The 25,642-nt window shown below is 50.2% G+C and carries 27 protein-coding genes and 1 tRNA gene; 21 read left to right on the forward strand and 7 right to left on the reverse strand.

Features of this window, described 5'->3' with window-relative positions; translation table 11 throughout:
* Window positions 1-18: 18 nt before the first annotated feature.
* The 5 genes from ABNS49_RS00575 (at window position 19) to ABNS49_RS00595 (ending at window position 4,422) form a co-directional block, all read left to right on the forward strand.
* A complete protein-coding gene (locus ABNS49_RS00575; RefSeq protein ID WP_135979894.1) occupies window positions 19-1,809 on the forward strand; it encodes an aminopeptidase P family protein in 1,791 nt (596 codons plus the stop codon).
* Complete coding sequence (locus ABNS49_RS00580) at window positions 1,806-2,273, forward strand: CpXC domain-containing protein (protein ID WP_135979893.1); 468 nt, start codon at window positions 1,806-1,808, stop codon at window positions 2,271-2,273. The genes ABNS49_RS00575 and ABNS49_RS00580 overlap by 4 nt, the downstream gene beginning before the upstream one ends.
* A 2-nt stretch (window positions 2,274-2,275) precedes the next feature.
* Window positions 2,276-3,295 carry a UDP-glucose 4-epimerase GalE gene (gene galE, locus ABNS49_RS00585; protein ID WP_135979892.1) on the forward strand — a complete coding sequence of 340 codons (1,020 nt, stop codon included), beginning with the start codon at window positions 2,276-2,278 and terminating at the stop codon, window positions 3,293-3,295.
* Between the two features lie 17 nt (window positions 3,296-3,312).
* Window positions 3,313-3,708: a large-conductance mechanosensitive channel protein MscL gene (gene mscL, locus ABNS49_RS00590; protein ID WP_135979891.1), complete on the forward strand. Its 396-nt coding sequence runs from the start codon at window positions 3,313-3,315 to the stop codon at window positions 3,706-3,708.
* An 84-nt stretch (window positions 3,709-3,792) separates the two neighbouring features.
* Window positions 3,793-4,422: a TVP38/TMEM64 family protein gene (locus ABNS49_RS00595; protein WP_277820783.1), complete on the forward strand. Its 630-nt coding sequence runs from the start codon at window positions 3,793-3,795 to the stop codon at window positions 4,420-4,422.
* 89 nt (window positions 4,423-4,511) lie between these two features.
* Here ABNS49_RS00595 and ABNS49_RS00600 read toward each other — a convergent pair.
* Window positions 4,512-4,585: transfer RNA gene (locus ABNS49_RS00600), tRNA-Trp, on the reverse strand.
* A 205-nt stretch (window positions 4,586-4,790) separates the two neighbouring features.
* On the opposite strand from ABNS49_RS00600, the gene gmk reads away from it, so the two are divergent.
* The 9 genes from gmk to ABNS49_RS00645 all read left to right on the forward strand — a co-directional run bounded on the left by gmk (window position 4,791) and on the right by ABNS49_RS00645 (window position 11,959).
* Window positions 4,791-5,369 carry a guanylate kinase gene (gmk, locus tag ABNS49_RS00605; RefSeq protein ID WP_135979890.1) on the forward strand — a complete coding sequence of 193 codons (579 nt, stop codon included), beginning with the start codon at window positions 4,791-4,793 and terminating at the stop codon, window positions 5,367-5,369.
* Window positions 5,370-5,476: 107 nt separating this feature from the next.
* On the forward strand, window positions 5,477-5,935 hold the full coding sequence (locus tag ABNS49_RS00610) for a ribosome maturation factor RimP (protein ID WP_135979889.1): 459 nt from the start codon (window positions 5,477-5,479) through the stop codon (window positions 5,933-5,935).
* 13 nt (window positions 5,936-5,948) lie between these two features.
* The gene (nusA, locus tag ABNS49_RS00615) at window positions 5,949-7,604 is read left to right on the forward strand and encodes a transcription termination factor NusA (protein ID WP_289108187.1); all 1,656 of its coding nucleotides are present in this window, start codon (window positions 5,949-5,951) and stop codon (window positions 7,602-7,604) included.
* Window positions 7,605-7,616: 12 nt separating this feature from the next.
* Window positions 7,617-7,874 carry a YlxR family protein gene (locus ABNS49_RS00620; protein WP_135979888.1) on the forward strand — a complete coding sequence of 86 codons (258 nt, stop codon included), beginning with the start codon at window positions 7,617-7,619 and terminating at the stop codon, window positions 7,872-7,874.
* On the forward strand, window positions 7,867-8,160 hold the full coding sequence (locus ABNS49_RS00625) for a ribosomal L7Ae/L30e/S12e/Gadd45 family protein (RefSeq protein ID WP_135979887.1): 294 nt from the start codon (window positions 7,867-7,869) through the stop codon (window positions 8,158-8,160). Before ABNS49_RS00620 ends, ABNS49_RS00625 begins: the two co-directional genes overlap by 8 nt.
* 8 nt (window positions 8,161-8,168) lie before the next feature.
* A complete protein-coding gene (infB, locus tag ABNS49_RS00630) occupies window positions 8,169-10,028 on the forward strand; it encodes a translation initiation factor IF-2 (RefSeq protein WP_277820787.1) in 1,860 nt (619 codons plus the stop codon).
* Entirely contained in the window at window positions 10,028-10,396 is a 369-nt protein-coding gene (gene rbfA / locus ABNS49_RS00635; RefSeq protein WP_135979885.1) for a 30S ribosome-binding factor RbfA, read from the forward strand. The genes infB and rbfA overlap by 1 nt, the downstream gene beginning before the upstream one ends.
* 58 nt (window positions 10,397-10,454) lie before the next feature.
* A complete protein-coding gene (locus ABNS49_RS00640; protein WP_135979884.1) occupies window positions 10,455-11,405 on the forward strand; it encodes a zinc-dependent peptidase in 951 nt (316 codons plus the stop codon).
* Entirely contained in the window at window positions 11,402-11,959 is a 558-nt protein-coding gene (locus ABNS49_RS00645; RefSeq protein WP_288342050.1) for an ATP-binding protein, read from the forward strand. Before ABNS49_RS00640 ends, ABNS49_RS00645 begins: the two co-directional genes overlap by 4 nt.
* A 70-nt stretch (window positions 11,960-12,029) precedes the next feature.
* On the opposite strand, the gene ABNS49_RS00650 is transcribed toward ABNS49_RS00645, so the two are convergent.
* Window positions 12,030-13,238, reverse strand: a complete 1,209-nt coding sequence (locus tag ABNS49_RS00650; protein ID WP_135979882.1) for an acetyl-CoA C-acetyltransferase — start codon at window positions 13,236-13,238, stop codon at window positions 12,030-12,032.
* 103 nt (window positions 13,239-13,341) lie between these two features.
* The gene (locus ABNS49_RS00655; protein ID WP_135979881.1) at window positions 13,342-14,466 is read right to left on the reverse strand and encodes an amidohydrolase; all 1,125 of its coding nucleotides are present in this window, start codon (window positions 14,464-14,466) and stop codon (window positions 13,342-13,344) included.
* A 182-nt stretch (window positions 14,467-14,648) separates the two neighbouring features.
* Here ABNS49_RS00655 and ABNS49_RS00660 point away from each other — a divergent pair, with 182 nt between their 5' ends.
* The 7 genes from ABNS49_RS00660 to ABNS49_RS00690 all read left to right on the forward strand — a co-directional run bounded on the left by ABNS49_RS00660 (window position 14,649) and on the right by ABNS49_RS00690 (window position 22,071).
* Window positions 14,649-15,788: an acyl-CoA dehydrogenase gene (locus tag ABNS49_RS00660; RefSeq protein WP_135979880.1), complete on the forward strand. Its 1,140-nt coding sequence runs from the start codon at window positions 14,649-14,651 to the stop codon at window positions 15,786-15,788.
* A gap of 20 nt (window positions 15,789-15,808) precedes the next feature.
* Window positions 15,809-16,606, forward strand: coding sequence for an electron transfer flavoprotein subunit beta/FixA family protein (locus ABNS49_RS00665; protein WP_135979879.1), 798 nt, complete (start codon window positions 15,809-15,811; stop codon window positions 16,604-16,606).
* 18 nt (window positions 16,607-16,624) lie between these two features.
* On the forward strand, window positions 16,625-17,653 hold the full coding sequence (locus ABNS49_RS00670) for an electron transfer flavoprotein subunit alpha/FixB family protein (protein WP_135979878.1): 1,029 nt from the start codon (window positions 16,625-16,627) through the stop codon (window positions 17,651-17,653).
* Between the two features lie 13 nt (window positions 17,654-17,666).
* On the forward strand, window positions 17,667-18,506 hold the full coding sequence (locus ABNS49_RS00675) for a 3-hydroxyacyl-CoA dehydrogenase NAD-binding domain-containing protein (RefSeq protein WP_135979877.1): 840 nt from the start codon (window positions 17,667-17,669) through the stop codon (window positions 18,504-18,506).
* Window positions 18,507-18,556: 50 nt separating this feature from the next.
* Window positions 18,557-19,336, forward strand: coding sequence for an enoyl-CoA hydratase-related protein (locus ABNS49_RS00680; protein WP_135979876.1), 780 nt, complete (start codon window positions 18,557-18,559; stop codon window positions 19,334-19,336).
* Between the two features lie 22 nt (window positions 19,337-19,358).
* A complete protein-coding gene (locus ABNS49_RS00685) occupies window positions 19,359-20,909 on the forward strand; it encodes an acyl CoA:acetate/3-ketoacid CoA transferase (RefSeq protein WP_135979875.1) in 1,551 nt (516 codons plus the stop codon).
* A 121-nt stretch (window positions 20,910-21,030) separates the two neighbouring features.
* On the forward strand, window positions 21,031-22,071 hold the full coding sequence (locus ABNS49_RS00690) for a beta-eliminating lyase-related protein (protein ID WP_135979874.1): 1,041 nt from the start codon (window positions 21,031-21,033) through the stop codon (window positions 22,069-22,071).
* Here ABNS49_RS00690 and ABNS49_RS00695 read toward each other — a convergent pair whose 3' ends face one another.
* Genes ABNS49_RS00695 through ABNS49_RS00710 form a run of 4 tightly spaced genes read right to left on the reverse strand, consistent with a single transcriptional unit; the run spans window position 22,072 to window position 25,641 of the window.
* On the reverse strand, window positions 22,072-23,160 hold the full coding sequence (locus tag ABNS49_RS00695) for a metallophosphoesterase (protein ID WP_135979873.1): 1,089 nt from the start codon (window positions 23,158-23,160) through the stop codon (window positions 22,072-22,074).
* Window positions 23,157-23,891, reverse strand: coding sequence for an alpha/beta hydrolase-fold protein (locus ABNS49_RS00700; protein WP_277820780.1), 735 nt, complete (start codon window positions 23,889-23,891; stop codon window positions 23,157-23,159). The genes ABNS49_RS00695 and ABNS49_RS00700 overlap by 4 nt, the downstream gene beginning before the upstream one ends.
* Before the next feature lie 26 nt (window positions 23,892-23,917).
* On the reverse strand, window positions 23,918-25,111 hold the full coding sequence (locus tag ABNS49_RS00705) for an ATP-grasp domain-containing protein (protein WP_348687653.1): 1,194 nt from the start codon (window positions 25,109-25,111) through the stop codon (window positions 23,918-23,920).
* A gap of 2 nt (window positions 25,112-25,113) precedes the next feature.
* The gene (locus ABNS49_RS00710; protein ID WP_135979870.1) at window positions 25,114-25,641 is read right to left on the reverse strand and encodes an NUDIX hydrolase; all 528 of its coding nucleotides are present in this window, start codon (window positions 25,639-25,641) and stop codon (window positions 25,114-25,116) included.
* Between the last annotated feature and the right edge of the window lies 1 nt (window position 25,642).

Raw genomic sequence — 25,642 nt, forward strand, 5'->3', positions numbered from 1 at the left:
AAAGAAGGATATAAATAGATGGAAACGATTCAAGAACGCCTGCGGGCGCTGCGCGAGGAAATGCGCAAAAACAAGGTGTCGGCCCTCATCGTGCCAACCTCCGATTTTCACGACACGGAATATGTCTGCGACTATTTCGGCGCCCGGAAATACTTGTCGGGATTTACCGGCAGCGCGGGAACGCTTGTCGTCGGCCTGGACTCGGCCGCGCTGTGGACAGACGGCCGTTATTTTATTCAGGCGGCGTCCCAGCTGGAAAACACCGGAATCGAACTCATGAAAATGGGCATGGAAGGCGTGCCAACCATTCCGGCATACATTTGCTCGATTTTAAAACCAGAGGAATGCGTGGCGTTTGACGGCCGGACGGTCAACGTTGGCGAGGCCCGTCGATACGACCGGATCTTTCGCGCCAGCGGATTGCGCGTTGAAAGCAATCTGGATTTGATCAGCCCGGTTTGGCCGGACCGGCCGGCTTTGCCGCATTCCAAGACCTTTCATTATGGAGTCGAGCATACCGGCGCGGAAATGGATCAAAAGCTGGCGCGTGTTCGCGAGCGGCTGCGCGAGGAAGGCGCGGATCAAATCGTGCTGACAAAGATCGACGAGATCGCGTGGCTTTACAATTTGCGCGCCAGCGACATTCCAAGTTTTCCTGTGGCGCTGGCGTATTCGATCGTCTTTCAAGACGGCGCGGTTCTTTACATCGACGCGACGCGTCTGGATGACGAGTCAAAGGCGCTGTTCGCCCGCCATGGTGTGCGGGTTTGTGATTACGACGCGATTTACGACGAGGTGAAAACGCTGCAAGGGACGACGTGGATCGACCCTTCGACAATCAACGCGACGCTGGTGTCCGGCATTCAGGGAGAGCGGTTCGAGCAATTCAGCCCGATCGTGAAAATGAAAGCCGTCAAAAACAAAGTCGAGCTTGAAAACACGCGCGAGGCGCATTTAAAAGATGGCGCGGCGTGCACGAAGTTTATGTACTGGCTTAAAAACGGGATCCAAAAGCAGCCGATGGACGAGCTCAGCGCGGCCGCTTATTTGCAGGCGCGGCGCAAGGAGCAGGAAGGATATTTGGAGGATAGCTTCAACACGATTTGCGCGTATGGACCCAACGCCGCTATGATGCATTACGCGGCGACGCCTCAATCCTTTTCCGCTCTGGAACCCAAAGGGATGCTGCTCGTGGATAGTGGCGGCCACTATTTGGAAGGGACGACCGATATTACGCGCACCTACGTGCTTGGTCCGCTTACCGGGGAGGAAAAAGCGTGGTTCACCAAAGCGCTGCGTTCGCATATTCGTCTGGAAATGGCGCATTTCCTTTATGGATGCAGCGGATTGAATCTGGATATTCTTGCCCGCGGACCGCTCTGGAACGAGGACATGGACTACCAATGCGGAACGGGGCATGGCGTCGGTCATTTGTTGAGCGTGCACGAAGCGCCCAATGGATTCCGCTGGCGAATCGTGCCGGAGCGCAACGACTCGGCCGTGCTGGAAGAAGGCATGATCCAGTCGAACGAGCCAGGCGTGTACGAGGAAGGCAAGTTTGGCATTCGCCATGAAAACGAGATGGTCGTGCGCAAAGGAGCTAAAAACAAATATGGTCAATTCATGGAATTTGAAAACCTGACGTTTGTTCCATTTGACCGGGACGGCATCGACCCTTCTCTTATGATGGATGACGAGATTGCCTGGCTCAACGCGTATCACCGGCAAGTGTACGACAAGATCTCGCCGCGCCTGAATGAAGAAGAGGCGGCCTGGCTGCAAGAGGCGACAAAGCCGATTTCCAAGTGAACAAACGATTGTTTTCGATGACTTGCCCTTATTGCGATCATCCGTTTGAGATATTGAAAGAAACTGTTTTGATTGCGGGCATGGATCCGGGGCAGGAGGAAAGAATTCAAAACGGGACGTATTTTTCGCATGTTTGCTCGCGCTGCGGTCGTTTGTACGCGCTGGCGTATCCCTTTTACTATCGCAAGCCGGGCTCGTACGCAATCACCCTGGCCTGGGACAAGCCCGAGAAAGAGAGTCCGGAGCGGGTGTACTCGTGCGCGACGGGGGAGCAGTTCACAAAGCTGTTTCGAATTTTGGAATCGCAAGCCGACTGGCGCGTCGTTTTTCGGCTTGAACGTTTATTAAAACAAAAATATAATAAAAGTGTTGTGTTTGAAAGCTTTGATTCGAACAAGTCGATGTATTATTTTTTCGTAGATTCGGATTTGAAAGCGATTCATTGCAAGACAAAGGAGAAATAAATATGAAAATTTTAGTGACAGGAGGAGCCGGCTATATTGGTTCCCATACGTGTGTCGACTTGCTGGAGGCGGGATACGATGTGGTCGTGGTGGACAATTTATCCAATTCCAGCGAGGAGGCTTTGCGGCGTGTGGAGCAAATCGCGAAGCGGCCGGTAACGTTTTATAAGGCAGATATTTTGGATCGCGAAGCGATTCGTGCTATTTTAGAAAAGGAAAATGTCGACGCCGTCATTCATTTCGCCGGCTTGAAAGCGGTTGGGGAATCGGTGGAAAAGCCTTTGGAGTACTACACGACGAACATCGCCGGAACTTTGGTGCTTTTGGAGGAAATGAAGAAGGCGAACGTCAAAAACATCATTTTTTCCTCATCGGCAACGGTTTACGGAAGTCCGGCGGAAATGCCGATCACGGAAGCGTGTCCGAAAGGAACGTGCACCAATCCATACGGCTGGTCGAAATGGATGATCGAGCAAATGCTGATGGACGTGTACACGGCGGATCCGTCCTGGAACGTGATGCTGTTGCGCTACTTCAATCCGATTGGCGCGCACGCTTCCGGATTGATTGGCGAGGATCCAAAAGGCATTCCGAACAATCTGCTTCCGTACGTGGCGCAAGTGGCGATTGGAAAGCTCAAGGAAGTAGGTGTCTTTGGCAATGACTACGATACACCGGATGGAACCGGCGTCCGCGACTATATCCATGTCGTCGATCTCGCGAACGGACATGTCAAAGCGCTGGAACAAATCAAAAAGAACGCCGGCTTGAAAGTATACAATCTCGGTACGGGAAGAGGCTACAGCGTGCTGGATGTCATTCACGCGTTCGAGAAAGCGTGCGGCCACGAGATTCCGTACGCCATCAAACCTCGCCGGGCTGGCGATATCGCCATGTGCTACGCGCAATGCGACTTGGCGAAAGACGAGCTGGGCTGGCAGGCGCAGTATGATCTCGACGAGATGTGCGCGTCAAGCTGGAAATGGCAGACGATGAATCCGGACGGATATCTTTCCAAGTAATCGAGGAGGAGAGCAATATGAAAAAAACGATGAACGAATTTAAGGAATTCATCGCGAAAGGCAACGTCGTATCCATGGCGGTCGGCGTTGTGATGGGAGGCGCGTTTGGCACAATCGTCAAATCGCTGACCAATGACATTTTAATGCCGTTTGTAGGAATTCTGCTGGGAGGCATTAATTTTAAAGGACTTATGTTTGAAATTGGAGAAGCCCAAATTGGATATGGCGCTTTCATCCAAAGCGTGATCGACTTTTTAATCATTTCGGCGTGCATGTTCTTCTTTGTGAAGGCATTCGCGATTTTTCAGAAAAAAGAGGAAAAAGTGGAAGAAGTCGAAGAAGGTCCTTCGGAAGACATCGTTTTATTGCAGGAAATCCGCGATCTGTTGAAAGAGAATTCCCAATCGAAGTAAATTTGAAAGCAAACCGAACCCGGGTTTGCTTTTTTTTTGGGTGTTGAAGGCGACTTGCCCGGCATTTTGGATATAATAGGGGACATGGATAAAAAAATGGAACAGGGAACGCCGGCCTCTTCGGCCGGTGTGTCACTCAAACAAACGAACACGAAATGGAAAACCGTCGTGCTTGTGTTTGGCACGATTTTGCTGGCGGCCATCGTGCTTTTTTTCTTTCAGCACAATTATTTCAAAGATCCGCAGCGTTTGCAGCGGCTGATTGCCAAGGCGGGACCGTTCGGTCCGCTTGTGTTTATCATCTTCCAGGCAATCGAGGTCATCGTGCCGATTTTGCCGGGCGGCGTGTCGGGATCGCTAGGGATGCTGTGCTTTGGAACCGTTGTCGGTTTTTTGTATTCCTATATTGGCGTGATCATCGGCTCTTGCGCGGCGTTTTGGCTCGTTCGAAAGTACGGCGTCCGTCTGCTGGCAAAGCTGGTCGATCCCGCGCTGTTCAACAAATACTACACAAAGCTGCACGATTCGAAAAATTTTAAGAAGCTTTTTGCGATCTTGATTTTTCTGCCCATCGCCCCGGACGATTTGTTGTGCATGATTGCCGGCTTGACGAAAATGAAGTTCAAGACGTTTCTCATCATCATTTTGCTGGGAAAGCCGGTTTCGTCATTTTTGTATAGCTATATTTTAGTCAAAGGCATGGCACTCATTTAGAAAACAAACAAAAGAAGCGGACCGATGTCCGCTTTTTACAAGTCGAAAAAAAAGCCGAATCTTTCACGATTCAGCTGTTGTTTTTTTAATGGCAGGGGTAGCAGGAGTTGAACCCACATCAACGGTTTTGGAGACCGTTGTTCTACCATTGAACTATACCCCTAAGTGCCTACTAATAATAGCATCAAAGAAAAAGGAATTCAATACGGAAATGAAAAAAATTCGATTTTTTTTGATTGTGACGAAATGGAAAGAAGAGCGTGACTTGGACTTGTGGTGGTTTTGCGTCCATTCGAAAAGGATGGGACATTCTCTATTTGACGAATAAATTTGGAAGGCTTAAAATGTTACAAAAAGGAGAGAAATGCATGTCACGTGGGTTATTGATCATTTTGAGTGGTCCCAGCGGGGTCGGGAAAGGAACGATACGGCAGTATTTTGAAAGCAATGCGCGTTTAAATCTGGCGTATTCAACGTCGATGACGACAAGAAAGCCAAGAAACAAGGAAGTGGATGGAAAGGATTATTTCTTCACAACCCGGGAAAAGTTTCAGGAAGCGATCAAAAAAGGCGAGTTGCTGGAATACGCGGAATTTGTCGGCAATTTTTACGGGACGCCTTTGAGTGAAGTGGAGCGGCTGCGCGACGAAGGAAAGAACGTTTTGCTGGAAATCGAGGTCCAAGGCGCCAAGCAAGTCCAGGAGAAATGTCCGGATGCGATTTCGATCTTCATTATTCCACCTTCGATGGAGGAACTGGAAAAGCGGATCCGGGGGCGCAAGTCCGAACCGGAGGAAGTCATTCAGGAGCGTTTGGCGAAAGCGGCCAACGAAATGAAAATGGTTCCCAACTACAAATACATCGTTTGCAACGACGATCCGAAACTCGCGGCAGAGCTGATCGAAACGATCATCCTGCGCCATATTGAACTGGAAGAAAACAAATGAGTGCCGGTACCGAACTTGCAACAGCAAGGGATTTGTGGTACATTTCTAGTGATAGGAAACGAGGAGTGGGTAAAACCACTCCTTCAATTTTGAAAAGAGGAGAGTAAATGGACAATTTAAGACAGTGGATCGAGGAAGCCCTCGAACAATATGGATGCCGTCTGTATGAATTGGAATGGCTGCCCGACGAACCCACAGCCATCCTGCGTGTTTCTGTCGAAAAGCCCGGCGGAACCGTTGATTTGGATGTTTGCACGTTGTGTTCGGACGCCATTTCCGCCATGCTCGACGAAAAGGACTGGAACGACAAAGAGTATATGCTTGAGGTTTGCTCGCCGGGAGCCGAACGGGAGCTGAAAACTTATGAGCAAATCGAAGGGGCCCTGCATTCGTATGTGTACGTCAAACTCAAGGACCCGAAAAAAGGCATCGACCAAGTCTTTGGCGATTTGATCGAAGTGAGTCCCGACCACATCGTTGTCGCATATAAAGTGAAAGGCCGTCCGAAAAAAGCGGAAATCGACATGGAAAACATTTCGCTGATCATGACAGCCGTTAAGTTATAGGAGAAGAAAGAAAATGAAATTGAAGGTAGAGAGTCTGGCGAACGCCTTGCAAGGGATCGAAAGCAACCATCAGCTCGATCCGGCGATCGTGGAAGACGCATTGAAGGAAGCACTGACGAAAGCGTATCAAAAACAAATGAAGGCGCACTCAAAACAAACCGAGCTGCGCGACGTGCAAGTCAAAGTGGAGATCGTCAACGGCATCGTGCACATTTATCAAGTGCGGGAAGTCATGAACGATGACGACATCACGGACGACGAACTGGAAATTTCGCTCGAGGAAGCCAAAGCGATCGACCCGCGGGCGCAAATCGGCGATACCATCGACGAGGAAGTCGACTTTACGCAATTCGACCGCGCCGCGGTTTTGCTGGCGAAAAACGTCATGAAACAAAAAATCCGCGAAGCCGAAAAACAACAGGTTTATGAAGAGTATTGCGATAAAGTCAACGAAATGGTTTCCGGCGTCGTGGAAACGGTCGAAGACAAATTCATTATTGTCGATATCGGAAAGACGTACGCCATCATGAAAAAAGGGGACCAGATCCCGACGGAACAATACACGGAAGGACAGCGTCTGAATGTGGTCATCACCGAAGTCAACAAAGAAACCAAGGGGGCGCAAGTCGCGGTGTCCCGCGCCACGCCGGTTTTCGTCCGTCGTCTGTTTGAAAAAGAAGTGCCGGAAATTTACAACGGAATCATCGAAATCAAGGCCATCGCGCGTGATCCGGGCGAACGCTGCAAAATCGCCGTGCTGTCCCATAATGAAAACATCGACCCGATTGGCGCCTGCATCGGTCCGCGCGGGGCGCGGGTGCAGGCGATCATCAACGAATTGAACGGCGAAAAGATCGACATCTTCGAATGGTCGGACAACATCGCCACCCTGATCGCCAACGCGCTTTCGCCTAGCGAGGGAATCGCGGTCATTCCAAACGACAAAGTAAAAGATGGATTGATCGTCGTTGTTCCGGATAATCAGCTGTCGCTGGCGATTGGAAAGCGCGGCAAAAACGCGCGTCTGGCTGTCAAGCTGTCCAACCATAAAATTGACATCAAATCGCAAAGCGAAATGGAAGAGCTCGGCATTGACTACATGGCGATCGCGGCGCAAATGCAAGAGGAATACGAAGCGAAGAAAGCCGCGGAACGCGCCTACAAGCAGCAGGAAAAAATCAAAGCTTTGAAAGAAAACCAGGAAGAAATCGAAGATGTCAACATCGCCGATTTTGACTTTGGCGAGGACGAGGACGACAGCGAGCCAATGATCGAATCGTTGTACGCGACCGAAGAGGAAAATTTGCAGGCGGCGCAGGAAGGCGAAAAAGTCGTGGATGAAATGGAAGAAGCGGCCCGTTTAGCCAAAGAGATGCGCAAAGCCAACCAGGAGCACGCCGTAAAGGAATACACGTCAAAATTCGAGAAACTGGCGGACGCTTCGAAAAAAGAGGAAATCCAGACGCCGAAGAAGGAAAAGACGCTGGGAGAGCTGATCGAGGAAAAAGAGGAGAAGGCGCCTGTGGCGAAAAAGAAGCCGGATTTTGACGCGATGAAGCCAATTTATTCCGACGAGGAGCTTGCTGAAATCGAAGAGGACGAAATGGAAGACAACATCTGGGACGATGATGTCGACTACGAGCAATACGACGAATACTACGATGATTAAGGAGGGATGCCGATGAAGAAAATTCCGATGCGCAAATGCGTCGTCACCAACGAGCGTTTTCCAAAAAAGGAACTTGTCCGGATTGTCCGCACGCCGGAGGATACGATCGAGATCGACTTGAAGGGAAAACGAAACGGGCATGGCGCCTATATCCAGAAGTCGATGGAAACGCTGGAAAAAGCGAAGCGCTCCAAAGCGCTGGAACGCGCCCTGGAAGCCCCGATCCCGCAGGAAATCTATGACGAATTAGAGGCGATGCTTCGTGCCTAGTCAGCTGATATCGAAAATTCAAATGGCGATGCGCGCCAGACAGTGCGCCATTGGCGACCAGCTGCTGCGGGCGATTCAGTCGCGACAGGCCAAGCTCGTTTTGTTTTCGAGCGCCTGCGGAGGCAACCGCCAAAAAAAATTAAAAGACAAATGCGCGTATTACCAAGTGCCGATCTTTGAAATCGACGCAGAGCAATTCGAGCAGATCTCGCAAAAACCAATGATGTCCCTGGCGATTTTGGACGACAATTTCGCCAAAGGGATCGTGAAAGATATGAAAGGATGAGTGATCAAATGGCCAAACCACAACAAAGAAGAAAACCAGCCAAAAAAGGGAACAGCAACAATCGCAACAACAACCGTTCCCGCAACAACGCACCACGCAGACAACAGGAGCATGTCAAGGACATCACGTACAGTTCGGCGTTAAGCGTTGGACAACTCGCGGAACTCATGAAACGAAACAGTTCCGAAATCATCAAATTTTTATTCATGATGGGGAATATGTCCACGATCAATACGGTCCTTTCGGATGAAGAAATCGAATTGATTTGTATGGAATTCAACGTGACGCCGCATAAGGAAGTCGTGATCGAAGAAGACGATATCGAGGAACAAATCGGAAGTCTTGAATTCGACGAGAAAGACTTGAAGCCGCGCCCGCCGGTCGTTACGATCATGGGACACGTCGACCATGGAAAGACGACGCTTCTTGACACGATTCGAAAAACGCATGTCACAAGCGGCGAGTTTGGCGGCATTACCCAGCACATCGGTGCGTACCAGGTTTCCGTTGGCGGCCGCAAAGTCACCTTCCTTGACACGCCGGGCCACGAGGCCTTTACCGCGATGCGGGCGCGTGGCGCGCAAATCACCGACATCGTTATTTTGATTGTCGCGGCGGACGACGGCGTCATGCCGCAAACGAAAGAATCCATCGACCACGCCCGGGCGGCTGGCGTTCCAATCGTTGTCGCCGTCAATAAAATCGACAAGCCGGGCGCCAATCCGGACAAAGTCATGGCCGAATTGTCGGATCTTGGCGTCATGCCGGAAGAATGGGGCGGCGATACGATCTTTACCCAAATTTCAGCACGAAGCGGCGAAGGCGTCCACGACTTGCTCGAAACGTTGATTTTAGTCGCCGACATGCAGGAGCTGAAGGCCAATCCGGATACGAACGCGTCGGGAACCGTCGTCGAGGCGAAACTCGACAAAGGCCGCGGACCGGTCGCGACGTTGCTTGTGCAGCAAGGAACGCTTCATTCCGGCGACAGCGTCGTGGTAGGAACGAGCTTTGGCCGGGTGCGTAAAATGACCAACGACAAAGGCATGGAAATCAAACAGGCCGGACCATCGACACCAGTCGAAATTATCGGTTTGAACGAAGTGCCGCGCGCCGGCGACGTGTTCATGACGTACGCCTCGTACAAGAAAGCGAGCGAGATCGCCGGACATCGCCTTGAAAAACAAATTGAAAAAGAACGGAACCAGACTTCCGCCATGTCGCTGGAAGATCTGGCCCGCCAAATCAACGAAGGCGATGTGCAGGATATCAATATTTTGATCAAAGCAGATGTGCAGGGATCTGCCGAAGCGCTCAAGGCAAGCATGGAGAAGCTCGATGTGGATACCGTCCGGGTCAATGTCATCCGCTCGACTGTCGGTACGATTACCGAATCGGATATCATGCTGGCTAGCGCATCCAACGCGATTATTTACGGTTTCAACATCCGTCCAACCGCGGCGATTCGAAAGAAAGCCGAAGAGGAAGGCGTGGAGATTCGTCTGCACAATATTATTTATAAAGCACTCGAGGAACTTGAATCGGCGATGAAGGGTATGCTCGCGCCGGTTTACGAGGAAGTCGTCATTGGACAGGCCGAGGTACGGCAAACCTACAAAGTTTCCAAAGTCGGCACGATTGCCGGCTGTATGGTCACCGATGGCGCGGTTCGCCGCGATTGCTCTGTGCGGCTGATTCGGGATGGAATCGTGATTTATACCGGCAAGCTTGGCTCGCTGCGTCGTTTCGAGAACGATGTAAAAGAAGTGACGAGCGGCTACGAATGTGGTATGACGATAGAGAACTTCAACGATATCAAAGTGGACGATATCATCGAAGCATTCGAAGATCAGGAAGTGGTTGAATAATGGCAACAGTAAAACAGGATCGCATGGACGCGATTCTTATGAAGGAGATTTCCCGCATCCTTCAGTTCGAGTTGAAAAACCCGAAACTTGGATTTGTGACGGTAACGGATGTTCAATGCACCCGCGACATGTCGCAGGCGAAAGTGTTTGTCTCGTTTTTAGGACAGCAGGATCGCAACGAGGCGGGAATGAAGATCTTGAATCAATCCAAAGGATTTATTCGATCGACATTGGCGAAAAACGTCAAAATGCGAAAAGTGCCGGATTTGATTTTTGTTCAGGACAAATCGCTGGAACGCGGACGTAAAATCGACAACATCATTAAGCAAATCAATGAAAAAGAAGATACGAAGACAGAAGAATCGTAATCTTCTTTTTTTTGTGGCGCAGGTGTTTTCAGGTATAATGGAAAAAAGGAGAAAAACAATGAAGCGTTTCTTAAAAGCTCTTGGAACGGGGGCGGGAACGGCGCTGCTTGTCGCGACCGGATTGTTTGCGCTGGCGTACGGAATCAGACAAATAGATCCTGTTCTTGATCAAATTCATCTCGCGCCTCTTCTGCTGCGGTTTTTAAGTCCGGAAATGATTGGCGCCTGGTCTTTGTTCGCGGCCGTTTTCGCGGCGCTGTCGGTGATGCTGGAGCGGCACCGGCTGGTGCGCTTGCTCGTTTTCGGCTTTTTGCTGATTGGGATTGGACAACGCGTCCTTCCGCGCTGGACGGCCATCGCCGAGGACGAGTTGCGGCAGCAAGTGCGTCAAACCGCGATGATGGAAGCGCAAGCCCAGGTCGATACGCTGGACGCGCAAGTTTTTGAATACAGCGGCTTGCCGACGATTCGTTTCGTCCAGACCGAGCCGGTAAGCCAGGAAGAGGCGGACCGGTTCGCGGATACGGTTGTTCGGGCGCTGCCATCGTTTTTGCTGGAGCGATGCACGTCGATCATCCTGATGGAAGACACGTTTTTCTTTCAAGAGGAACCGGCGAAAAACCATGAAAACATGATTGGATACGCCAACAGCGCGGATATGGCCGTCCGGATTTTGCGAAGCGACCTAACTGGGCCGTACATCGACTTGTCGATGCCCGACCGGGTGTTGCAGCCGCAAGACTACTACATTCACGCGCTCGCCCACGAGCTGTCGCATATATTTGACTACCAGTGGGCGTACAACGAAGTGTTTTTGAGCGACAGTCCGGCGTTTCAATCTTTATACGCGGCCGAAGGAAGAAGCTTGAACGACTACGCCTCCACGAGCGTGGCGGAGTTTTTTGCGGAAGCGTCCAAATACTACCTTTTGTACCCGGACGAATTGCTGGAGAAAGCGCCGCAAACGTTTCAATATTTTCAAAATCTTTACGGGGAGGGAACACAATGAAGAAAATCGTGTTGACGGGTGGTCCTTGCGCTGGAAAAACAACCGCCTTGCCCATCTTGAAACAACGACTGGAACAGCGCGGGATGCGGGTCGCGCTGTTTCAGGAAATCGCGACCGAAGTGCTGGAGGAAGGAATTTCGCCATCCAGCCATGGCGTGTACGCGTTTCAAAAGGAGATTTTTGAGCGGCAGCGTCGAAGGGAGGACGCCGAAGCCGAAACGGCGGATTTGCTGCTGCTGGATCGGGGATTGATGGATCACAAGGCGTATTTGCCGGCGACGTTGTTTGAAAGACTGCTCCACGAGGAGGGGGAGAGCTGCGAAAGCCTTCTTGGGCGCTATGATGGCGTGCTCCTTTTACAAACGGTCGCGGGGCATGGCGTCTATCGAAAGGAAACGAATGCCCATCGGCTGGAGAACGAGGAAGAAGCGAGCGCGATGGATCAACGTTTCGTGGAATCCTGGTGCCGCCATCCCGGTTTTGTTCGAATCGAGGCGATGGACGACTTTGAACAAAAAATCAACCGGATGGAGGAAGCGATCATCCGCATATAAAAAAAGAGCTGTGACGCTCAAGTGATTTCTAAAAATCATGGATTCGTTGCAGCTCTTTTTATTTTGAATATTAGTCTTCGCAGTTTTTAACAATGACAGCGACACCCATTCCGCCGCCGATGCAAAGAGAAGCCAAACCATATTCCGCTTTGCGCTTGATCATTTCATGCAGCAGGGAAACGAGGATCCGGTTTCCGGATGCGCCAACCGGATGGCCTAATGCGATCGCGCCACCATTGACGTTCGTGATTTCCAGCAGCGCTTCGCGGTCGATACCTGTGTTTTCAATCAGTTCGTGAACAACACCGAGCGACTGCGATGCGAACGCCTCGTTCAACTCGATCAAGTTGATGTCTTGCAGTTTCATATCCGCGTCTTTCAATGCGTTGAGGATCGCCGGCGTAGGACCAAGACCCATTACGAGTGGATCGACGCCGCCCTGACCGCAGCCAATGATTTCAGCGATTGGTTTCAGGTTGTATTTCTTAACAGCCTCTTCACTGGCAACGATGACCATCGACGCGCCATCGTTGATTCCCGAAGCGTTTCCTGCGGTAACCGTTCCATCCTTAATGAATGCCGGGCGCAGCTTCGCGAGTTTTTCCATGCTTGTCGCACGTGGATGCTCGTCGGTATCGAAAACCGTAACGCCTTTTCTCGTTTTGATTTCGATTGGAACGATCTCGTCTTTGAACTTGCCATCCGCGATCGCTTTCAAGGCTTTTTCCTGGGAAGCCAGCGCGAACTCGTCTTGCATTTCGCGGGTAATGTCGTATTTCTTCGCAATGTTTTCGGCTGTCACACCCATGTGGACATTGTTCATCGCGTCGGTCAGCGCGTCGTATGTCATCGCGTCGACAACGGTCTGGTTGCCCATTTTCGTTCCGGTACGGTTTTTGCCATTGAGCAGGTAAGGGGCGGCAGACATGTTTTCCACACCACCGGCAACAAAGATGTCTCCCCAGCCGGCATGAATACGGATCGTCGCTTCGATTACGGCTTCAAGACCGGAACCGCAAACCATGTTGATCGCGTGCGCTGGAACGGATTCAGGGATTCCCGCGTCCAATGAGATATGACGGGCGATGTTTTGTCCCAACCCCGCCGAGATGACGTTTCCGATAATAACTTCGTTGATATCGGAAGGCTGGATCCCCGCTTCCTTGATGGCTTCTTTCAGAACCGTAGCTCCGAGTTCAGCCGCTGGAACCGTCGTCAAACTACCAAGAAAGGTTCCGATCGCGCTACGTTTCGCAGCGACAATATAAGCTTTATTCATTTCTAATAACTCACTTTCTACTCATTCATTTGAGATTTCTACAGATATATTAGGTCATCTTTTTGTGGGTGTCAACAGTTTGTGAAATAATTAACGAATGTTGTCACGCCACCTTTTGACCGTCGATGAAAACGGCTTTGATCTCGTTTTGGGGATCAAGCAAGGATGCGCTGCATAAAATCAGGTCCGCGTCTTTGCCAATCCGGATGCTTCCGACCCGGTCGTCGATTTTCAAAATTTTAGCCGGCGACAACGTGATCGCCTCGATGCACGCCGCTTCCGGCAAGCCTTCCTTGTGCGCCAAAGCCGCGCACAATGGCAAGTATTCTTGCGGAACGACCGGCGAGTCGGTCGTAATAGAGAAAAGAATTCCCGCGTCGTGGATGACTTTTGGCGTCTTGAACGATTTGGACTGGAGCTCGTACTTGGATTTGTGGGTGAGCGATGGTCCGACGATGCAAGGGTATCCGCTTTTTTTGATTTGATCGACGATGACGGCTCCGTCGGTGACGTGGTCAAGCGTGACATCCAAGTCGAATTCCTTCGCGATTCGAATAACCGTCAAGATGTCGTCGCTGCGATGGGCGTGGCATTTGAGCGGCATTTTCTTTTCTAAAACGGGAATCATCGCTTCGTACTGGATGTTGAATGGCACATCGTTTCCCGCCGCTTTCTTTTCCATGTACTCTCGTGTTTTAAACAGCAAATTGCGCAGCAGGGCGGCGATGTTCATTCTTGTCTTGATTTTCGAGTCCTGGTAAACACGCTTTGGATTTTCACCAAAAGCGGCTTTCATGGCGACGTTTTCCACGATGGCCATGTCGTCGATGCAGTCGCCAAACGTTTTGTAGCAAACAAACGTTCCGCCCACGACATTGGCGCTTCCCGGTCCGGCGGCCACGCAGGTGACGCCGGCTTTTCGGGCGTTCGCGACACTTTCATCCCGCGGATAGCAGCCGTCGATGCCCCGGACTTGCGGGGTGAGGGGATCGGACATCTCGTTGACGTCGTCGCCTTCGCTTCGAATGCTGCTTTCCTCCATACCCAAATGGCAATGGGCTTCCACCATGCCCGGATACAAACGAAAACCGGTACAGTCCACGACTTCCTCGCCTTGTTCGGGCTGCAAGTCGACGCCTATCCCGGCAATCTTTTTTCCCGTGACGCGGACATCGCCGACAAAGGGGTCCGTTTCTACAGGGAACACATGTGCGTTTTTAAATAGCATATCAAACTCTCCTTTCACATATTCCTTCACACAAATTCTATTGTATCACTTGTTAATTATTTAACAAATAGTATTGACTTCATATCGTTTGGTTTGTAAAATAGATTCGTATGAAAACGTTGATCATTTCATGCAATCCACATTAAAAAGTTCAATTATTATGGGAAAGGAGAACTTCATTTATGGATTTCAATTTAACGGAACAACAGAAAATGATGCAGAAGTTGTTCAGAGAAGTTGCAGAAAACGAAGTGAAAGAAAATGCTGCAGACGTTGATGAAAACGAGCGTTTTCCAAAGGAAAGCGTCGAAGTCATGCGTCAAAGCAAAATGTTAGGGATCCCTTATCCGCGCGAATACGGCGGAGCCGGGGCTGATTATTTAAGTTATATCTTAGCTGTCGAAGAACTCAGCAAAAAATGCGCGACGACGGGTGTCGTATTGTCCGCGCACACCTCGCTAGGATCTTGGCCGATCGCGCAGTTCGGTACGCCGGAACAAAAGGAAAAGTTCCTGAAACCGCTGGCGAGCGGCGAGAAACTGGGCGCCTTCGGTTTGACGGAGCCTAACGCTGGTACCGACGCGGCCGGACAGCAGACAACGGCTGTTCTGGATGGCGACGAGTACGTGATCAACGGAACGAAGATCTTCATCACCAATGCCGGCGAGGCCGACATCTATGTCATCTTCGCCATGACCGACAAGTCCAAAGGAACGCGCGGTATTTCCGCTTTTATCATCGAAAAGGATACGCCGGGCTTCACGATCGGTCTTCATGAAAAGAAACTGGGAATCCGCGGCTCCGCGACGAGCGAGTTGATTTTCAACAACGTGCGGGTTCCGAAAGGAAACCTCCTTGGAAAAGAAGGACAGGGATTCAAAATCGCCATGCAGACGCTGGATGGCGGCCGTATCGGTATCGCGGCGCAGGCGCTGGGTATTGCGCAAGGCGCGATCGACGAAGTGATCCCTTATGTAAAACAACGGAAGCAGTTTGGCCGGCCAATCGCCAAATTCCAAAACACGCAGTTCCAGCTTGCGAACATGCAGACGGCCGTTGACGCAGCCCGCCTGCTCGTATACAAAGCTGCGATGGCGAAAGAAAACGGAGAGCCATATTCCGTTTTAGCCGCTGAAGCGAAACTGTTTGCCGCAGAAACAGCCATGGACGTCACTACGAAAGCGATCCAGTTGATGGGTGGTTACGGTTATACTCGTGATCTTCCAGTTGAAAGAATGTTCCGCGATGCGAAAATCACCGAAATCTACGAAGGAACTTCCGAAGTACAGCGGATGGTTATCTCCGGAGCAATGCTTAAATAATAGAAAGGATCATGAAAGATATGAAAATAGCTGTTCTTGTAAAACAAGTACCTGACTCAACAGAAATCACTGTTGATAAAAATACCGGAACTCTCGTCAGAGACGGCGTTCCTAGTATCATCAACCCTGATGATTTAGCCGGTTTGGAAGCGGCGCTCGCTTTGAAGGACAAAGACGACACCATCGAAATTTCCGTGATTTCCATGGGTCCTCCGCAAGCGAAAGCCATGCTTCAGGAAACGATCGCCCGCGGGGCGGATCATGCGTATTTGCTGACAGACCGCCGGTTGGGTGGCGCGGATACGTGCGCGACGAGCCGTACGCTGGCAGCCGCTTTGAATAAAATCGGCTACGACTTGATCATCGCCGGCCGTCAGGCAATCGACGGAGACACGGCGCAGGTTGGTCCGCAGACGGCGGAGCGTCTTGGAATTCCGCAGGTCACGTATGTGGACGAGATCATCGAACTGGCACCGGATCATGCGGTTGTAAAAAAAGCGCTGGAAGACGAGGAGCAAATCCTTGAAGTGAAGCTGCCTGCCGTATTGACGACGCTGTCGGGTATGAACAAGCCTCGCTATATGAACTGCTTCGATATCGTGGATTCGTTCAACAATCCGGTTGAAATCATGACGTATGACGATTTGATGGATGTTCTTCCACAAAGCGAGATCGGTTTGGCCGGTTCGCCGACAAAGGTACATCGTACATTCACAAAAGACGTTTCCGCGGCGACTGAAACTTTCAACATGCCTGCCCAGGAAACGGCGGAATTAATTGCTAAAACTTTGAAAGAAAAGCAATTAATCACGAAGTAGAAGGGAGAACGAACAATCATGGCAAAATTTCCTGATTATAAAGATATCTACGTATTCGTAGAACAAAAAGACGGGGTTCCGGCAGAAGTTGGATACGAACTGATTTCCGAAGCCCGCAAACTGGTGGCGACGATTCCTGGAATGGATTTCAAAGTTGTCGGCGTCCTGCTTGGCAGCGACATCAAAGACAAAGCGAAAGACGTAATCGCCCATGGAGCGGACAAAGTGATCGTCGTGGACGATCCGCTGCTGAAAGACTACTCGACGCAGTTTTACACAGACGCTTTGACGCAAATCATCAAAGAATTCAAACCGGATTCCTTCCTGACCGGCGCAACGGTTCTTGGCCGCGATTTGGCACCACGGGTTGCCGCGCGCATTGATGCCGGTTTGACTGCCGACGCGACGAAAATCGACATTGACCAGGACAAGGTAGCCGATGGTGAGGCGCTGCTGCTCGTGACGCGTCCTACATTTGGCGGAAACTTGTTTGGTACGATCGTTTGTCCGGATACGCGTCCGCAGATGGCGACGATTCGTCCGAAAGTGTTCGATATGGCTCCAGTGGATGAAAGCCGCGAAGGCGAAATCGTTGAATTCAAGCCTGCATGGGAATCGACGACTCCGCTTGTTGAAATCAAAGAAACCGTTGCGAAACCACTGGCTGGAATCGACATCACGAAAGCGAACATCCTCGTTGGTGCCGGTCGTGGCGCCGAAGGCTGCCTCGATGTGCTGAAAGAATGCGCGAAGGAATTGGGCGGCGAAGTTTGCGCCACTCGTGCGGTTGTCGAAGACGGATTTATGGATAAAGATGTGCAGGTTGGCCAGACAGGTAAAACGGTTCGTCCGGCGCTTTATATCGCTTGTGGTATTTCGGGTGCCGTTCAGCACGTGGCCGGTATGGAAAAAGCCGATATGATCATCGCGATCAACCGCGATCCGGAAGCGGAAATTTTCAAAATCGCGAATATGGGATTTGTTGGAAACGTAAACGAAGTTCTTCCTTTGCTTGTGGAAGAAATCAAGAAAGCAAAAGCTGCTTAAGGAGATATAAAAAATGACTAGAAAAGTTGGAGTTGTAGGCGCAGGAACGATGGGCCAGGGCATTGCCAACGCCTTTGCGAGCGCCGGAAATGATGTAACAGTTGTTGATGTGAAAAAAGAATGGGCGGAAAATGGCGTTGCCAAAATCTGCGCAGGAAAAGACAAACTGGTGGCGAAAGGCAAAATTTCGCAAGAAGACGCCGACGCGGCGAAAGCGAACCTGAAAGCCGGCGAATACGAGGATCTGGCGGACTGCGATTTGATCGTTGAAGCCATTTTGGAACAAATGCCAGTGAAGAAGGACTTGTTCAAAAAACTGGACGAAATCGTGAAAGACGGCGCGATTTTCGGTTCGAACACGTCTTCGCTTTCGATTACTGAAATCGCCAACGGCATTCAGCATCCGGTAATCGGCATGCATTTCTTCAACCCTGCAGACCGGATGAAACTCGTCGAGGTTATTTCGGGTGCCAATACACCGGACGAAGTCAAAGACGAAGTCATCGCGATTTCTAAAGAAATCGGCAAAACGCCAGTTGAAGTCAACGAAGGCCCTGGTTTTGTCGTAAACCGTATTTTGATCCCGATGATCAACGAAGCGACGTTCATCCTGCAGGAAGGAATCGCTTCCACGGAAGATATTGATACAGCAATGAAACTTGGTGCGAACCATCCAATGGGACCTCTTGCCTTAGGTGACCTGATTGGTTTGGATATCGTGCTTGCGATCATGGATGTATTGTACACAGAAACCGGAGATCCAAAATATCGCCCTTCGACGCTCCTGAAGAAAATGGTTCGCGCCGGAAAACTCGGACGCAAAACCGGAGAAGGTTTCTACAAGTATAACTAATGATATGAAAGGCGAATCCAATTCGCCTTTTTTGAAAGGATAAAAAAATTATGGAAAACGTACTCTTAGAAAAAAACAATCATGTGTCGACGATCACAATCAATCGTCCGAAAGCGTTGAATGCGCTTTCTACGGAAGTGTTGAAAGATTTGGAAGAAGCGGTTAACACCGTGAAAAACGATCCGGATACGTATTGCGTCATCATCACGGGCGCGGGTGATAAATCGTTTGTCGCCGGCGCGGACATCGCGGAAATGAAAGACAAAACGGTTGAGGAAGCGGCCGAGTACGGCGCGTTTGGAAACAAGATCTTCCGTGAAATCGAAACTTTGCATTGTCCGGTTATCGCCGCAGTTAACGGATTCGCCCTGGGCGGCGGATGCGAATTGGCCATGGCTTGCGACATTCGTCTTGCGAGCGCGAACGCGGTTTTTGGACAGCCGGAAGTTGGCTTGGGTATCACACCGGGATTTGGCGGAACACAGCGTCTGGCTCGGCTGGTTCCGGTTGGAATCGCCAAAGAAATGATTTTTGGCGCCCGCAACATCAAAGCGGACCGCGCCTATCAAATCGGTTTGGTCAACGCGGTTGTGGCGCCGGAAGAATTGATGGCCGCCGCACAGAAAATGGCGAACGGAATCGCGAAAAACGCGCCAATCGCTGTTGAAAAAGCGAAAAAAGCAATCAATGATGGCCTGCAAGTGGATATTGATGGCGGAATCAAAGAGGAAGTCGAAGATTTCTCGGCATGCTTTGCCAGCGAGGATCAGACGTACGGAATGGATTGCTTCTTAAACAAAGTAAAAGAAAAAGAATTTAAAAATAAATAGCGAAAGAAGATGGAGGAGTAACATGGCAAAAGTCATTACACCGGAAGAAGCGGCCGGTCTAATCAAAGACGGGGACCGCGTCGTCATTAGCGGGTTTATCGGAATGTGTTTCCCGCAGGAAGTTGTTTACGCGGTGGAAGACCGGTTTCTCAAAGAGGGGCATCCAAAAGACATCGACTTGTTTTTCCCAACCAATGTAGGCGACGGAACCGACAAACTCGGGATGAACCATCTGGCTCACGAAGGATTGCTTCGTAGCGTTGTCGGCGGACACTGGAATTTGATTCCAGCCATTCAAAAACTCGTTACGGAAAACAAAGTCCAGGCGTACAACCTTCCAATCGGAACGCTGGCGCAGCTGCTTCGGGAAATCGCCGCCAAGCGTCCTGGCGTCATTACAAAGATCGGGCTGAACACGTTTGTCGATCCACGCCTGCAAGGTGGAAAGATGAACGAAATCACGAAAGAGGATCTCGTGGAAGTCATGGAAATCGACGGGGAAGAGTACTTGCGTTACAAACCGTTTAAAAAGATCCATGTCGGCATTATCCGTGGCACGTACGCCGATGAAAACGGCAACTTGTCGATGGAAAAAGAAGCGGCATTCCTTGAAGCGCTCGCGATGGCGGAAGCGGTAAAAAACACAGGCGGAATCGTTATTGCCCAAGTGGAAGATGTTGTACAAAACGGAACGCTGAATCCAAAAGACGTCAAAGTGCCGGGTATTCTTGTGGATTATATTGTCAAGGGCACGCCGGCCAACTCATGGCAGACGTATTTGGACCCATACAAACCGGAATACTCCGGACAAATCAAGAAGCCGTTGAACGCGCTGGAGCCGATGCCTCTGAATGCGCGTAAAGTCGTATGCCGAAGAGCGGCTATGGAACTGACGCCAAACGCCATTATCAATCTTGGAATCGGTATGCCGGAAGGCGTGGCCAACGTCGGAAACGAAGAAGGGCTGCAAGGGCTGAAAATGACAGTTGAGGCCGGAAACATCGGCGGGGTTCCCGCATCGGGCGTCGGATTTGGCGCAAGCACGAATCCGGATTGCACGATCGACTCGCCTTCGATGTTCGACTTCTATGACGGTGGCGGATTAAACCAGGCGTTCCTCGGATTGGCGGAATGCGATCAATCGGGAAATATCAACGTGTCCCGGTTTGGACCTCGGATTGCCGGATGCGGCGGCTTTATTAACATTACGCAGTCGACGCCGGTTGTCGTGTTCTGCGGAACGTTTACCGCGAAAGGGCTGAAAGAAAAAATCGGCGACGGAAAACTGGAAATCGTCCAGGAAGGCCAAATCAAAAAGTTTAAAGAGGCGGTCGAGCAAATTACCTTCTCGTCGGAATTCGCGACCAAAGCCGGTCAAAAAGTGTTATACATTACCGAACGCGCTGTTTTCGAGCTTCGCGACGGGGTGTTTACTTTGACGGAGATCGCGCCGGGCATCGACTTGCAAAAAGATGTCTTGGATCAAATGGAATTCAAGCCAGCCATCGCAAAAGATTTGAAGCGGATGGACGAGCGGTTGTTCAAAGACGAACTCATGGGATTAAGCCAGTAAAATCAAAAGACCATTGTGCATTGCGCATGGTCTTTTTTCTTTGTTTCTAAAAAGCTTTTCGACCGATTTTTTTGTTTTTCGAGGCAATTCAGGTATAATAAGGATCGGAAGAGGTGAGAGAATGTTGTTTTTTAGAAATGACTACGGACAAGGATGTATTCCTGAAATTCTTGCGCTGCTCGAGCAAGCCAATCAAGTGAGCTGCAACGGGTACGGACAAGACGATTATTGCGAACAGGCTTCCGCCTTGATCCAATCCAAGATGCCGGACACGGAAGTGGACGTCCATTTTGTGATGAGCGGTACATTAACCAATCAAACGATTTTAAAGCATATTTTACGGTCATTCGAAGCGGTGATTTCCCCCGATACCGGGCACATCGCCACGCATGAAACCGGCGCGATCGAAGCGACAGGACACAAAGTCGTGATTGTTCCAAACTCCGCCGGAAAGCTCAATGCGGCAATGATTCGAAAAACATACAATGGGCACATGCTTCAATACGAGCATATGGTGTATCCCAAGGCCGTCTACATTTCCAACGCGACAGAACTTGGAACGGTGTACACGCGCAAAGAGCTGGAGGAAATCCGGGCCGTATGCGACGAACTGGATTTGTATTTGATGATGGACGGGGCCCGAATCGGATCGGCGCTCATGTCCGGCGTGGATTACACGCTCAACGACATCGCGAAGTGGTGCGATATTTTCTCGATTGGCGGCACGAAAAACGGCGCGCTGTTTGGTGAGGCGGTTTGTATTTCCAATCCGCTGCTGAAGCCGTACTTCCGTTTTGTCATGAAACAAAACGGCGCGATGCTGGCCAAAGGCTGGCTGCTGGGACTTCAGTTTATCGGATTGTTCCAAAAAGACGCTTTCTACAAAGTGGCCGCGCATGAAAACAAACTCGCGCAACAGCTTCAAAGTCACGCGATGGAGCTTGGCTATCCGCTTTTTATGAAGAGCGATACCAACCTGGTTTTTCTCGTGGTGACGCCAGCGGAGCTGGAATATTTGAGAGCCCGCGTCGATTTTGAAATTTGGGACTATTGGAACGACGATATCGTCATTCGATTCGTCACCAGCTTTCACACCACCCCGGAAGAAGTCGAATATCTGGGCGTTTATTTGGAGGAAGCGAAAGAAAAAGAGCCAGATTAACTATTTCGGCTCTATATTTTTTTTATCCGTCCATCCTAAAACGCCATCTTTTTTAATTTGCATTTTTTCATCGTAGGAAAAAACGATTTTTACGCGGTCGTCTTTCCTTAACGGCATTTCATAGTTTGTGTAATCCGTTCCCTTCACACGCGCTTGTTCGCACTGCAAAAAGGCGCGGTCGATCCAAAACGAGCGATTCAAATACGGGGAATGGACAAAGCACTGCTTCGCGGCTTCCTTTAAAATGTCCACCTCGCCATTGTTCCAGTTGATAAAAAACGGAATTTGTGTCGAAGGCGCGACATCGCGGACCACAGTTCTTTCTTCCAACGTATCCGCACGCGCCGTACTTGCGGCCGAACCATCAAAAATCAACGCGTTCAGCTGTCCGGCATGTTTGACGACATTGCCCCCGTCGATACTCCAGACGTTTCTTTCTGCGTCGTACAATGGATCAAAGCAGGCGATTTTAGAGCAGTATTCCGTCACGGGCATATGACCGACCACAACGGTTTTTTGAAAACGGATCTTTCGCTTCAAAAACATCGGCATCGCCATAACCTCCTTGAAATCGTCGCCGTAATTATCCTCGCTTCGGATGGCGGCGTGGGCGTAAATGCGCGAATCGCTTTCCAAAACGTGCGGCAAGTCGTTCAAAAACGAAAGCTCAGGTAAAAAATGGAGCCTTAACTGCTGACAAAATTCATCCATCGGCATCTCTTCCATGGAAATCCTGATTTGTTTTGCCATCTCGTGAATGAGCGAATGCTCGCGAAACCGCAAAACGTGCTTTAAAAAGTCGAGCCGGTAACTGTATAAGACATTTTTCGCGATGAAATCGCAATTTCCCATGACGCACCACACGTCTTCGTTTTGCGTTTGCTTCATCACATACCGAACCATTTCCAAATTCTGGGTTCCTTTTTCAATGAGATCGCCTAGAAGAATGAGCCGGTCGACACCCGGCCGGTAATCAATTTGCCGAAGAAGCCGACGGTATAAATCCAAATTGGCGTGAATGTCGCTGATCACGATTTCCCGGCCTTGCTTCAACGCCGGAAGGCGCTTCACGACGACTTGCCGGTTCATGCCGACTCCAGAAAGCGCAAAAATGTCTCGCTTTCCTTATCCCAGTCTTCCTCGCAGTGCCGTCCAAGCGGCTTGACGTTGAACTGAAGCCGGGTGCCTTTTTTCAGAAGCAAATTGGCGATATCGGTACAGCATTTCGTTTCCATCACAAACTCATGCATGTCGTTTCCCTCCTGGGCGCCCCAGGACATGTACACAGCCGTTCCAGGCCGTATGTAGGTGGACGCGATATCCGCCATAAGCAAATTGCATGTCGGCACCAAATAGGGAGAAAGCACAAGCCCCTTGGAGTAAATGTGCGAATATTTGAAAACGGCATACAGCGCCATCAACCCGCCGCAACTCGACCCGCCAATCCACGTATGCTCGCGTTTTGGCGACGTCGGAAAATGGGCGTCGATATACGGCTTCAAATCGTTCACAAAAAATTCCATCGTCAAGTTTCCTTTGCCATGAAACGCGCCAAAAGCACAATCATAAAAAGGGTAGGGGGAATATTCATCCAGGCGCTCATTGCCTTCATGCGAACATTCCTGACCTACCACAATCAGTTCTTTGCCAAATCGTTCAATCGCTTCCGCCAATCGCCAGGAGCGGCCAAACGTCGCGTCTTCATCGTAGAAAAGGTTGTGTCCGTCAAACATATATAAAACTGGATATTTTTTGTTTTGGACCAGATAGTCATCCGGGAGATACATGTGGATCTTCCGATACACATCCAGTGAACGCATATATACGTCGAACTTTAAGATCAAACTTAATCACCTAGTCTTTCCAATGCGGTTTTAAAAAACTCCTCCCGTCGCTCGTTGGACGTGAAGCGGGCCTTAATTGTCACGTTGCCCATCGTGGCTGTGTACGCAGGCGGCAAAAGCTCCGTTCCTAAATGCTCGTCGTTGAACATGGTTTCAATTTCCTGCGTGTTGTAGCGATACGGAATGCAGTCGCGCCGTCCCGCGAATCCAGCGGAGAATTTTCGAAGTTTCGAGTAGGAAGCGCTCTGACGCAACAGGACTTCCGCCCACAACTCGTAAACGTCGATATCGTTGGAATAGTTCATCAAATCCGGCGCGAATCCTCCAGGCGGACGGAAGTTCACTTCCAGGCCGATGAGCGTTCCTTTCTTTCCAAGGCCTTCGATGTCCTCGGTCAAACGGAAATACTCGCCATGGAAAAAACGGTTTTTCAATTCAAACGCGTCAATCACGTTTTGAGCGATTTGTCGATATTCCTCGCTGATGTTGAACGTGTAGAAGCAGCCAATCGAGTCCTGGTTCAAAACCGATTCCATGCAGTTGCCCACATATTCCATGCTTCCCAAAAAGCGGATCTTTCCTTGGGCGTCGCAAATCCCATCCAACGTGATGACATCGCCTTTTACGTACTCTTCCAGGATCATGCACAAATCCTTCGTGTTCTCGTAGTATTTTTCCAAGTCTTCCATGGAATACAAACTGTAGGTAAAGCTCGCGCCCACGCCATGATCCGGCTTGAGCACAAGAGGGAAGCCGATTTGTTCGGCGAACGCCTTCGCTTCTTCCAAAGAGCGGGGTAGACAATAGCGGGCCACAGGGACGCCGGCTTTTTCATAGTATTTCTTCATCGCGGCTTTGGACTGGAACTCGTTGATTTTTTCCAGCGAGAAACCGCTGCGCACATTAAAGTCGTCGCGCAGACGGGCGTCTAGTGCCAGCCACGCTTCGTTGTTGGATTCGATCCAGTCGATTTTGCCATATTTAAATGTAAAATAGGCGACGGCTTTCAGCATTTCGTCATAGTTGTGGAAGCTTTGCACCACATAGCATTCATCCACATTTTGTTTAAGTTCCGGACGTAAACTGTCATACGGCGCGTCGACAATCGCCAGCACTTTGGCACCGTATTTTTTCAGTCCACGGCAGAACATCCAGTAGTTTTCCGGATAGTTCGGGCTGATAAAAATAAAATTCACGATCAGTTTCCTCTTTCTCTCTCTTTTTCTATTACTGCATATTGGATCGCGACCACCGTCTTTGCGTCTTCGATTTCGCGATTCCGTACTTTTTCATACGCTTCGTCAAGCGGAAGCCAAAAGGAATCCAGGTCCTCGTCTTCGTCCTGGGCGAGTTCATGAACCGCTTTTCGCGGATTGCACGCCTTATAAATATAGATCCTCTCGTCGCAAAAACCCGGTGTGGACACGATCGTTTCGATCAACTCCAGAGAATCCGCCTCCAGGCGCGCTTCCTCGTTGAGTTCCCGCATTCCGCACGTCATCGGATCCTCGCCGTATTCCAGCTTGCCGGCCGGAATTTCAAGCGTTTCTTTTTCAATCGCGTGGCGGTATTGACGAACGAGCAGCACGCGCTCGTCTTTCACACACAAGACGCCGACCCCGCCAGGATGGCGGATGATTTCCCGTCGATAAGGTTTTCCATGGATTTCGACCTCTTTTTCAACCAGGTCGAAAATCATGCCTTTATACAAGTTTTTTTCCTTCATA

Source organism: uncultured Dubosiella sp., from assembly GCF_964018005.1.
Lineage (GTDB): Bacteria > Bacillota_I > Bacilli_A > Erysipelotrichales > Erysipelotrichaceae > Dubosiella > Dubosiella muris.